This window comes from Arthrobacter sp. JCM 19049 (assembly GCF_001310435.1).
The window spans coordinates 1-9,876 of the sequence record NZ_BAXF01000058.1; the positions used below are offsets into that span (position 1 = coordinate 1).

The following is a 9,876-nucleotide window of genomic DNA, read 5'->3' on the forward strand; positions in this document are numbered from 1 at the left end:
GCCCTGGCTGCGGTCCAATTATGCGTGCAGGCCCTTGAGTGCTGTGGCGCTGGCGCGCACCGGGTGACGACGCCAGCGCACCGGGTGGCGCAGGCCTTCAACTCCTTCGGGCTGCTTCGTGTCGATTCCCAGCCATCCCGGGTTTTGCGCCTCATTCCGGGTTCTTTCGCTGCGCCGAGGGATGGATCAGGACGCATGCCAACTACCCGCACCACGAGCAGGCCCTGCTGCGCGGGTTGGGGCTGGGGGCGGATGGCAATGTGGAGCAGTCTCTGCGGGAACTGACGGCGCTAGAGGCCGAGCAAAAAATTGTGAATGCCGGGGGAGTGGCCGCCACCGTAAGAACACGCAACGAGTGGAATGCCATGATCGAGCGCGGCAGTCCGAGCACGCCGAACTGGGTCGAGTTCGATATGGCATCTGGGGGCCAACGCGATCATGGCAGCCCGGGCCCACCGGCGACGCCCCTCTGCGCGGCCTTCGCGTACTGGATTTCACCCGGGTCCTAGCTGGCCCTACGGCTGCCCGCACGCTAGCCGTGTTTGGGGCCAGTGTCTTGCGGATTGACCCGCCTCAGCTGCCTGAAATCATCGGACAGCACATCGAGACCGGCTTCGGGAAGCGAAGCGCCACGGTGGATGCCGACAGCCGCGCCGGACGAAGGCAGCTGGAGGACCTTCTATCCAAGGCGGACGCTGTTCTGCTCGGCTACCGCCCAGGGGCCCTGGAACGCCATGGGCTATCCGTTCAGGGCCTACGGGAACGTTTCCCGTACTTGGTACTCGTGACCCTCGATGCCTGGGGGATGCGAACCCCTGGTTCGGGCGACGCGGTTTTGACAGCATCGTTCAGGCCGCCACCGGGATTGCAGAACATTATCGAGCGCCGGGTGGTGCGCCCGGCGCCCTGCCCGTGCAGGCTCTGGACTACGCCACCGGGTACGGCATGGCGGCAGCGGCCATCGCCCTGCTTACAGAACGCACTCGCAGCGGAAAGTGCGGGGTGGCCCATTTCGCGCTGGCACGCACCGCCAGGGAACTCATTGACGCCCCGGTGTCGCAGGTTAGGGAGGAGCGGCTGCCGGACGCGCCACTGCGGTCGATGCCGAGCCCGTATGGAACCCTGACCTACGTGCCACCTCCTTTTAATAGGAGGCACCGCACCGTTGACTATCCCGGGCCTCCACCGGCCTACGGCGCGGACGAACCGGTGTGGGACACCCGGGAACCTTCATAGGTCTAAATGATGAGCCCCCTGGCATAGTCGTCGGCGCTGTGGGCAAAGCGCCGCGATAACTTGAGGAATCGCTCCCGGCTGGTGCTGCCCGGCCAGGTCCCCGGCAACATGTAGGCCGGCAGCCCGGGATCCAGGTAGGGAATGGCACGCCAGGCATCGATGAGTCGGACATAGTGGTGGTAGGCCAGGGCGTCGGTGAGCTCACGGTCCTGGTCCATGGTCGAGACGGTCTGCAGGAAGTCCTCGTGTCGCCGTGACAGCCGCTCCAGGTCCCACCACTGCTCGGCGGCAGTGCGCGCTGAGCCGGGAAAGTCGGGCGTGTGGGCGCGGAACACCGTGACGTGGTTCCTGGCTTGCAGGGCCTGAACCACGGCCGAGACCTCATCGTGCAGGTATTCGGGAAAGATCCATACCCCGGCCGATACCTGTCCGCCGCCGAGCTGGCCGAAGTGCTTGCGCAGTTGGTGACGCAGGGGGCGCAGGGATTCGGGCACGGAGTAGGTCAAGAGGGTCCACCCATCATGGGCGCTCATCTGCCGGGGGGTGAAGATGCGCCGGTTGCCGCGGGCAAACATGGCTTGGGCCGGTGCGGTGACGTGGATGGCCCCGTCACCGCTGGTGCCCAGCAGCCCCCGGTCCACCAGTCGAGACAGGGCGGTTTGGGCCGCCGGTTGGCTTACGCCGGCGGCAACTGCCAGCTCCAGCACGGTGGCGCGAGCTATCGGGGCCTCGTGATGGCGCAGGTACAGGCCGGCGATGGTGCGGATGATGGAGGTCGCGCTGCCGCTGCGGGATTCAAAGTCGTCCAGCGTGAACGCGGCCAGTGCGTTAGCTGGCGCCAATTTCGGTGCGCACCGCGAAGAGCTCGGGGAAGAAGGTCAGGTCCAGGGCCCGCTTCAGGAAGCCAACCCCGGATGATCCACCGGTTCCGGTCTTGAAGCCGATGGTGCGCTGTACGACCCGCATATGGCGGAAGCGCCAAGCCTGGAAGTTGTCCTCCACGTCCACCAGGTCCTCGCAGGCCTGATAGAGGCTCCACAAGGTGTCCTCGGATTCATAAATATCCTTGAAGACCGGGATCAACCCTTGCTGGAATTCCCAGGCCTTGGTCACGTCGCGGTGCAGGACTTCTGCCGGAATGGCGTACCCCTTGCGCGAGAGCGCGGCCAGGAACACATCGTAGAGCGTGGGCTCATGCAGCAGCTGCTCCAGCAACTGGTGCGCCTTGGGATCGGCCTCATGCACCTTGAGCATTCCCGCGTGCTTATTGCCCAGGATGAACTCCACCGCACGGTACTGGAAGGACTGGAAGCCGGAGGAGGAGCCAAGGAACCCGCGGAACTGGGCGTATTCACGCGGAGTCAGGGTAGCGAGTACCGACCACTGCTCGGTGAGGGTCTTTTGGATGTGCTTCACGCGGGCCAGGCACTTCAGCGCCTTGCCGATCTCGTCCTGGGTCAGCAGGCGCCGGGCCTCCATCAGCTCGTGCAGCATCAGCTTCAGCCACAGTTCGCTGGTTTGATGCTGGATGATGAACAGCATCTCGTCATGATGCTGGGGCTGGCTCACCGGATGCTGGGCGGAGAGGATCCGTTCCAGATCCAAGTAGCTGCCGTAGGACATTGTGTTGTGGAAGTCGGTGTGCACTCCCGGTTCAATGTCGCGCTGGTTGGTGCCCTGCTGCTCAGTAGTCATACCTCAAACTGTATCAATATCATGGCGACCGTCACAATGATGAAACCGTGAACGGATGGCGGCTGCATGAGGGGCATCTCCTTGAGTCCACGGGAATGTTTTTGCAGACAAGGGTGTTTTGTATGCAAACGCATGAACTACGGGAGGGTATGAGATGAGCGAATCGATTGTTGTGATTTCCGGGGGACTGGGCACCCCCTCCAGTTCCGGACTGCTGGGCCGCCAGCTGGCGGACGCCGTTGCCCGTGAACTGGCCGTCACCGGCGTGCAGGGTGATATCAATGTCATCGAGTTGCGCGACTTCGCCACGGACATCACCAACACCCTGCTCGCCGCTTCGCCCCGCCCCGACTGCAGCAGGCCATCGACTCGGTGGTGGCGCCGACGTGCTGATCGCCGTCTCCCCGGTTTTCACCGCCTCGGTCTCGGGCCTGTTCAAGTCCTTCATTGATGTGCTGGACCCCAAGTCGCTGGAAGGCAAGCCGGTCGTGCTGGCCGCGACCGCCGGCAGCGCCCGCCACCAGCTGGCCATCGACTACGCGATGCGCCCGATCTTCTCCTATCTGCGCACCCATATCCTGCCCACCACCGTCTTCGCCTCCTCGGAGGATTGGGGTGCGGACCAGGGTCGGTAACGCTGGCCGAACGCGAACAGCGCGTGGCCCGCGAAGTGGTGGCCACCCTGGCCGGCAGCAAGGGGCTGAGCGCGGACCTGGATCTGGGAGATACCCGCTCGATTGCGCCCCGGGTCAGCGAGAACGCCTCGTCCCGTGACGAGATGACGTCGCTGCCCTTCGAACAGCTGCTGGAACAGGTTCGTTCGGGCATCAACTCCTAAAGGAACATCGGCTTTCCCGGCCCGCCCTGGCGGGCCGGGAATCTAAGTACGATGTGCCAAAGCGTCGGCATCCTCGATAGCATTCCCCTTACGAGCCGTGAAGTGATCCGGCTCGCAGGGCAACGAATCGAATGTGAAAGGTTGATCCGTCGATGCTATCCGAGGAAACGATCACGCAATCGCCGATGAGCTGGTCCAGGCCGGTGCCACGCGCACCCCGGTGCCGCGGCTCACGGCCCGCTACCCGGAAATGACCGTGGAGGATTCCTACCGGGTCCAGAACCTGTGGCGCCAGCGCTCGGAAGCCAACGGACGGGTGCTGGCCGGACGCAAGATCGGGTTGACCTCCCGTGCCATGCAGATGGCCACCGGCATCACCGAGCCGGATTACGGGATCATCTTCGATGACATGGTGCTGGACTCTGGCTGCACGGTGCAGTGGGAGGACTACACCCACCCGCGCATTGAAATGGAACTGGCCTTCAAGCTGAACAAGGACATCGAAGGCCCGAATGCGAACATTTTTGACGTGCTGCAGGCTACCGAATACGTGATCCCGGCACTGGAAATCCTCGACTCGCGCATTGAGATGGAAGGCCGCACCATTGTGGACACCATCAGCGACAACGCCGCGATGGGTGCCATGGTGATCGGCGGGAACCCGGTCAAGGTGGACACCCTGGACCTGCGGTGGGTTTCGGGCATCCTGTTCAAGAACCAGACCGTGGAGGAGACCGGCGTCGCGGCCGGCGTACTGAACCACCCGGCCGCCGGCGTGTACTGGCTGGCCAACAAGATCGCCCCGCACGGCGACAAGCTGCAGGCCGGGAGATCATCCTCGCCGGCTCCTTCACCCGCCCGATGTGGGTGTACCAGGGCGACACCGTCTTCGCCGACTACGGACCGTTGGGAACCGTGACATGCCATTTCGAGTAGAACCCGACCCCTCCTTCAAGGACGCGCTGCACGGCGCGGACCGGGCGTTGCTGGGCATCTGGGTGTGCTCCGGGTCGGCGCTGAACGCCGAGATCTGCGCCGGAGCCGGCTTTGACTGGCTGTTCATTGACGCGGAGCATTCACCCAACGACCTGTCCAGCATCCTGGCCCAGTTGCAGGCGGTGCGCAGCTACCCGGTGGTGCCGGTGGTCCGCCCGCCGTTCAACGACACCGTCTTGATCAAGCAGTACCTGGACCTGGGCGTCCAGTCACTGATCATCCCCATGGTGCACACCGCCGAGGACGCGCGCAACGCGGTGGCCGCCTGCCATTACCCTCCGCACGGGGTGCGCGGGGTGGGTTCGGCGTTGGCCCGTTCGGCCCGCTGGAACCGCATCGACGGCTACCTGCAGCGTGCCTCGGAAACCCTGACGCTGATGGTCCAGATCGAATCCGCCGAAGCGGTCGAGAACGTGGAACAGATCGTGGGCACCGAAGGTGTTGACGGGATCTTCATCGGACCCTCGGACCTGGCCGCCTCCATGGGAGTCATCGGCCAGCAGGGCCACCCGGACGTAGTCCAGGCCGTCACCACGTCGATCAACGCCGGACTTGCTGCTGGCAAGTTCGTGGGCGTCAACGCGTTCGACAAGTCCACCGCCCAGCGCTACATCGACGCCGGGGCACTACGTGGGGTCGGGGCCGACGTGGCGCTGTTGGCCCGCGCCAGCGAGGCGCTGGCCGCGTCCTTTGGCGAGGAACGACCGACGGACGCCCCGGCCAGCTACTGAGCAGGTCAACCTCAGCACTACCCCAGCAGTTGCCGTCATTGCGCGTCGCAGAGCAAAGCACGACGCCAATGGTGGCAACATTGTTTTTTAATGAGCCGCGAAAAGAAACCCATGAAGGCAGTAATGCTGCGCCTGCGCAATGGCTGGCCGATGCCATTGATGCTGCAGGGAGTATTTGAGATTCTGCAATCGGTGGTGTTCGTCGCTGCCATCCTGCTGGTGCCGCTGATCGCGGTCTACTTCAGCGGGGGCTTCAGCGAGGAATCCTTCGAAACGATCATGCAGTTCGGCGGACTGATCTGGCTGGCCGTGCACGGGGTGCCGATCCAAATCCACAACCTCGGCCCGGAAACCGACCCGAGTTCGGTCTCCGGGTGGTTCACCCTGATTCCGCTGGGTTTGAGCCTGATCCCGCTGTTCTTCGCCATGCGCGCCGGGCGGCGCATCGCCCGCGCCTCCTACACAGACCAGCTCTGGCAGGGCCTGCTGGGCGCCTTCACCGCCTATGGCTGGTGGGCCTGGCCACCGGTTCCTGGTCAGCAACGACTACGCGTCGGTCAACGTGGTGGCCGCGGCGCTGCTGCCGCTGGTGATCGTGTTCTTCGGACTGCTTATCGGTGCCCGGCGTGAAGCCGGTCCTGGGGGAGGCTGATCGGAATCGATACGGCCAAGTACCTGACCAGCATCTCCCCGCACCGGCGCTGGGCCGGCTCCTACGTCTGGCACGTGATCGTGGCCGGGTTCGTGGGGTATGTCGCGGCCGTGGGCATCAGCGGGGTGGTGCTTTCCGTGGCGGTGGGCACGCACTGGGTGGACGTGGCCAATGTGTACCAGGAACTGCGGCCTGGGGCGGTGGGTTCCTTTGCGCTGACCCTGCTGCAGCTGGGGTTCATCCCCAATGCCGTGTTCTGGGTGCTGTCCTGGATCAGCGGCGGCGGGTTCGCCATCGGCACCGGCAGCACGCTGTCCACCCTGGAGACAACCGTGGGACCGCTGCCCTCGATTCCGCTGCTGGCTGCGCTGCCTCCGGCGACCATGGAAACTTCTGGCTGTTCATGCTGCTGCCGGTGCTGGCCGGGGTGGCAGCCGGCTGGTACTTCCTGCGGGTGGGGGAGAACCACCTGGAGGACTGGTTCGCCCGCCGCATCCCCTACCACTGGCTTTCACTGGCCACCTCCACCGCGGCGCTGTCGGTGTTCACCGGCATTGTTGCCGGGGTGTTGAGCCTGGCCGGGGCGTGGCTGTCCTCCGGCTCACTGGCGGTGGGTCGGCTGACCGAGGTGGGCCCGCACCTGTGGGCCTCGGCCGGATGGCTGGCCCTGCAGGTCGGGTTGGGCACGGCGATCGGCTATCTGATTGCGCCCTTGTTTGAAACGGACCCGGTGCTCGAAGGGTAGCCAGGTCCTTCCTCCGGGCCGGGCACGGCGGCCGCTACGCCTTGATGTCCCATAAGTGGTGCAGCACATCGTGCCAAGCGTATTGTGCGAGGCTGGCCACCGTGAAGGCGGCGCCGTTTGAGCGCAGTCCCTTGCGGGAGTACTCATGCGGTGAAATCCCATCCAGCCGGGTCATGAACATCGCCGAGGCGGCACGCAGCCGGCTGGCCGCCTCCTCCGGATCCAGCTCGTTATACCGGGCCTGCTCGGCCGCCTCATCCTGGTCCCAGTTCGGGAACGTGGGTTCGTCTTCGGCCAGCATCAGATTAAAGCGCAGCACCATCACCCGCAGCATGTCCGCCACATGCACCACGTATTCCTGGACACTCCAGCGGGAGGGATCGGTGCGCTCGCGGGCGTGCTCACGGTGCAGGGCCAACAGGTAGCGGTCCACCTTGTCCGGCAGCTCATCGACGATTTCCTCCGGTGTCGTCGAGCGCACGTCATGGGCGCATTCGGTGCAGATTTCATCCAGCACCACGGTCCAGTCCTTGTCGTCGGGGACGATGCCTTCCATTGCTCCTCCTGGGAATCGAAGAATGGTGGCTCCAGTCTAGGGCCGTGGCCGACGCATTCCGAGGGATGTCCAGTGTCTTCCGGCTGACTCTTGAGCTGCCACCCAAGCAACCTCCTGGGTCAAGAGCGCCAGTGCGCCGCCTGCCGGCCGGTAGCCCAGGCGGGGGGCTGGGCCCATGGCCAGCACCACGCGGTGCCGGGCCATCGATTGGCTCCCCGCTGCCCACTGTTCTACCCTGAAGGCAGGCACATTGCCGTTTTTCCGGTCGGGACGACCCGTCCGCTCGCTCGACATGGGGACGACCCCATGGAATAGGTTCTGAACCCTTGCGTTCCACTTCCTTGTTGCGATCAATCGTCACCCCGGTGGCCATCCTCCGTCTCATCCTTGGCTGGGGCAACTTCTTCCTGCTGCTCGGGCTGGGACGGTTCCTCGCCCCACCGGTGCCCGGCGGGCTGCTGGTGCTGGCCCTGTCAGTCATCGTCGCGGTCATCCTGCTGTGCTCCTTCGGGGTGGTGCACGAAGCCGAGCAGCTCGCGCGCCGGCTGGGAGACCCCTACGGTTCGCTGGTGCTGACCCTGTCCATCGTGCTGATCGAAGTCATCCTGATTTCCGCGGTCATGCTGGGCCCGGGCGATCATTCGACGATCGCCCGCGACTCGGTCATGGCAGTGTCGATGATCATCATGAACCTGGTGATCGGCCTGTCCCTGCTGGTGGGAGGCACCCGGCACGGGGCCATGGCCCCAACCGCACCGGTGCCTCGGCCTACCTGGCGATGCTGGTGGTGCTCACCTCCCTGGCGTTCGCCCTGCCGGCGCTGATCGGCACCGGGGGCAGCTACACCACCGCGCAGGAGATCCCACTGGTTCTGCTCACCGTCGTGCTGTACGCCTACTTCCTGTACCGCCAAATGGGGGCGCAGTCCGGGGACTTCATTGAGGTGGACCCCAAGGTGATCCAGCGCCTGGGGATTGGCGGAACCGCGGGCCAGGCCGGTGCGCAGCGGACCCCGATCGGTCAGCTGCTGGCCACCCACCGCACCGAAGTGCTGCTGCGGCTGGGACTGCTGGTCATCACGGTGCTGCCGATCGTACTGCTCTCCCATGACATGGCCAGCCTGCTGGACGACGGCCTGGGCCGGCTGGGGGCACCGGTGGCCCTGTCCGGGATCCTGATTGCCATGATTGTGTTCCTGCCCGAATCTATCACCTCGGTGCGCGCCGCCCTGAACGGGGAAATCCAGCGGGTGAGCAACCTGTGCCACGGCGCGCTGGTCTCCACGGTGGGCGTCACGATTCCCGCCGTGCTGGTCATCGGCATGCTCACCGGGCAAAGCGTCGTGCTCGGTGAATCCCCGGCAAACCTGCTGCTGCTTGGGCTGACCCTGCTGATGACCGTGGCCGGGTTCGGGACGAAGCGGGTCACCGCCGTGCACGGGGCCGCCCACCTGGCGTTGTTCGTGGTCTACGGGCTGGTGGTGTTCGCCTAGCGGGCCACTGCTGCGCCCGCCCACCTTGCCGGTGCCCGGCGGCGGGCGCAGCCACCGTAGAATTGAAGCCATGCGTATTGTGGTTTTGGTTTCCGGCACCGGTTCGAATCTCCAGGCAGTCATCAACGCGATCGCCAGCGGCGAGCTGCCCAATGTGGAAATTGCGGCGGTCGGCGCGGACAAGCACGGCACCCTGGGGGTGCAACGCTGCGCGGATGCCGGGATTGAAACCTTCGTGGTGAACTTCAAGGACTATTCCGAGCGGGCGCAATGGAACCATGCGCTGACCGAAAAGTGCCTGTCCTACGCCCCGGACTACGTCATCTCCTCGGGCTTCATGCGCATTGTGAACGAGGAGTTCATCAATGCCTTCGAGGGCACCTACATCAACACCCACCCGGCACTGCTGCCGTCCTTCCCCGGCGCCCACGGGGTGCGTGACGCCCTGGCGTACGGGGTGAAGGTGACCGGCTGCACCGTGCACATCGCCGACACCGGGGTGGACACCGGCCCGATCCTGCGCCAGGAGGCGGTCGAGGTGCTGCCCGGGGACACCGAGGAATCCCTGCACGAGCGCATCAAGGTGGTTGAACGCCGGCTGCTGATCGCCACCCTGGCGGATTTGGCCGCCGACAAGGCGTAGCCCGGGCGCACTATTCCGGCGCGTCCCACAACGCCCGGTAGGCGGCAATGCGCTCCCGATCCGGCGCCACCCCGTAGGCGCTGAAGAAGAGCTCCTCGTAGCCGGGGCCGAAGTTGATGTCCCAGCCGATGCTGTAGCTGGCAATCGCCAGATCCGACCAGCGGTCCGCCACCCCCAGCAGCCCCAGGTCCACGTGGGCGGCAAAATCGCCGGACGAATCCAGCACCGTGTTCGGCACGCACGGATCCCCGTGGCAGACCACCAACTGCTGCGGTGCCAAAGCCGTGCCGCG

The 9,876-nt window shown here is 65.2% G+C and carries 12 protein-coding genes and 4 pseudogenes; 12 read left to right on the forward strand and 4 right to left on the reverse strand.

The annotated features are described in order from the left end of the window. The first annotated feature begins 236 nt into the window (after positions 1–236). Together JCM19049_RS18680 and JCM19049_RS18685 are read left to right on the forward strand one after the other, a co-directional pair. Positions 237–509: a hypothetical protein gene (locus JCM19049_RS18680; RefSeq protein WP_279402486.1), complete on the forward strand. Its 273-nt coding sequence runs from the start codon at positions 237–239 to the stop codon at positions 507–509. Further along, positions 488–1,236, forward strand: a pseudogene (locus JCM19049_RS18685) (CoA transferase). The gene JCM19049_RS18680 and the pseudogene JCM19049_RS18685 overlap by 22 nt, the downstream one beginning before the upstream one ends. Positions 1,237–1,238: 2 nt before the next feature. Here the strand turns inward: JCM19049_RS18685 and JCM19049_RS04815 are convergent. Together JCM19049_RS04815 and kynA are read right to left on the reverse strand one after the other, a co-directional pair. Then, complete coding sequence (locus tag JCM19049_RS04815; protein WP_054820981.1) at positions 1,239–2,078, reverse strand: PaaX family transcriptional regulator C-terminal domain-containing protein; 840 nt, start codon at positions 2,076–2,078, stop codon at positions 1,239–1,241. After that, positions 2,065–2,931: a tryptophan 2,3-dioxygenase gene (kynA, locus tag JCM19049_RS04820; protein WP_054820982.1), complete on the reverse strand. Its 867-nt coding sequence runs from the start codon at positions 2,929–2,931 to the stop codon at positions 2,065–2,067. The genes JCM19049_RS04815 and kynA overlap by 14 nt, the downstream gene beginning before the upstream one ends. A gap of 154 nt (positions 2,932–3,085) precedes the next feature. Between kynA and JCM19049_RS18690 the strand changes: the two genes are divergently transcribed. The 8 genes and pseudogenes from JCM19049_RS18690 to JCM19049_RS04855 all read left to right on the forward strand — a co-directional run bounded on the left by JCM19049_RS18690 (position 3,086) and on the right by JCM19049_RS04855 (position 6,893). Further along, positions 3,086–3,382 (forward strand): hypothetical protein, encoded by a 297-nt coding sequence (locus tag JCM19049_RS18690; protein WP_279402482.1) that lies wholly within the window; start codon positions 3,086–3,088, stop codon positions 3,380–3,382. Further along, on the forward strand, positions 3,318–3,566 hold the full coding sequence (locus JCM19049_RS04825; RefSeq protein WP_054820983.1) for an NAD(P)H-dependent oxidoreductase: 249 nt from the start codon (positions 3,318–3,320) through the stop codon (positions 3,564–3,566). Before JCM19049_RS18690 ends, JCM19049_RS04825 begins: the two co-directional genes overlap by 65 nt. A gap of 23 nt (positions 3,567–3,589) precedes the next feature. Beyond that, on the forward strand, positions 3,590–3,769 hold the full coding sequence (locus tag JCM19049_RS04830; protein ID WP_054820984.1) for a hypothetical protein: 180 nt from the start codon (positions 3,590–3,592) through the stop codon (positions 3,767–3,769). A gap of 157 nt (positions 3,770–3,926) precedes the next feature. Next, positions 3,927–4,705: pseudogene (locus JCM19049_RS04835) on the forward strand (2-oxo-hepta-3-ene-1,7-dioate hydratase). Then, positions 4,690–5,496 (forward strand): aldolase/citrate lyase family protein, encoded by an 807-nt coding sequence (locus tag JCM19049_RS04840; protein WP_279402483.1) that lies wholly within the window; start codon positions 4,690–4,692, stop codon positions 5,494–5,496. The pseudogene JCM19049_RS04835 and the gene JCM19049_RS04840 overlap by 16 nt, the downstream one beginning before the upstream one ends. 111 nt (positions 5,497–5,607) lie before the next feature. After that, positions 5,608–6,126 carry a DUF6350 family protein gene (locus JCM19049_RS04845; protein WP_279402484.1) on the forward strand — a complete coding sequence of 173 codons (519 nt, stop codon included), beginning with the start codon at positions 5,608–5,610 and terminating at the stop codon, positions 6,124–6,126. Positions 6,127–6,240: 114 nt separating this feature from the next. Further along, a pseudogene (locus tag JCM19049_RS18695) lies at positions 6,241–6,471 on the forward strand (DUF6350 family protein); the annotation flags it as partial. Between the two features lie 80 nt (positions 6,472–6,551). Then, entirely contained in the window at positions 6,552–6,893 is a 342-nt protein-coding gene (locus JCM19049_RS04855; RefSeq protein WP_054820987.1) for a DUF6350 family protein, read from the forward strand. Between the two features lie 34 nt (positions 6,894–6,927). Here JCM19049_RS04855 and JCM19049_RS04860 read toward each other — a convergent pair whose 3' ends face one another. Continuing rightward, positions 6,928–7,449 (reverse strand): DinB family protein, encoded by a 522-nt coding sequence (locus JCM19049_RS04860; protein WP_054820988.1) that lies wholly within the window; start codon positions 7,447–7,449, stop codon positions 6,928–6,930. A 326-nt stretch (positions 7,450–7,775) separates the two neighbouring features. On the opposite strand from JCM19049_RS04860, the pseudogene JCM19049_RS04865 reads away from it, so the two are divergent. Beyond that, positions 7,776–8,941: pseudogene (locus JCM19049_RS04865) on the forward strand (calcium:proton antiporter). Between the two features lie 70 nt (positions 8,942–9,011). Further along, on the forward strand, positions 9,012–9,584 hold the full coding sequence (gene purN, locus JCM19049_RS04870; protein WP_054820989.1) for a phosphoribosylglycinamide formyltransferase: 573 nt from the start codon (positions 9,012–9,014) through the stop codon (positions 9,582–9,584). Positions 9,585–9,594: 10 nt separating this feature from the next. On the opposite strand, the gene JCM19049_RS04875 is transcribed toward purN, so the two are convergent. After that, positions 9,595–9,876: phosphotransferase (locus tag JCM19049_RS04875; RefSeq protein ID WP_279402485.1), on the reverse strand; the 282-nt coding region annotated here is incomplete at its 5' end.

Coding starts and splice junctions, on each gene's coding strand:
- kynA (WP_054820982.1), bottom strand. CDS start 2,931: ATGACTACTGAGCAGCAGGGCACCAACCAGCGCGACATTGAACCGGGA.
- JCM19049_RS18690 (WP_279402482.1), top strand. CDS start 3,086: ATGAGCGAATCGATTGTTGTGATTTCCGGGGGACTGGGCACCCCCTCC.
- JCM19049_RS04840 (WP_279402483.1), top strand. CDS start 4,690: ATGCCATTTCGAGTAGAACCCGACCCCTCCTTCAAGGACGCGCTGCAC.
- JCM19049_RS04845 (WP_279402484.1), top strand. CDS start 5,608: ATGAAGGCAGTAATGCTGCGCCTGCGCAATGGCTGGCCGATGCCATTG.
- JCM19049_RS04855 (WP_054820987.1), top strand. CDS start 6,552: ATGCTGCTGCCGGTGCTGGCCGGGGTGGCAGCCGGCTGGTACTTCCTG.
- JCM19049_RS04860 (WP_054820988.1), bottom strand. CDS start 7,449: ATGGAAGGCATCGTCCCCGACGACAAGGACTGGACCGTGGTGCTGGAT.
- purN (WP_054820989.1), top strand. CDS start 9,012: ATGCGTATTGTGGTTTTGGTTTCCGGCACCGGTTCGAATCTCCAGGCA.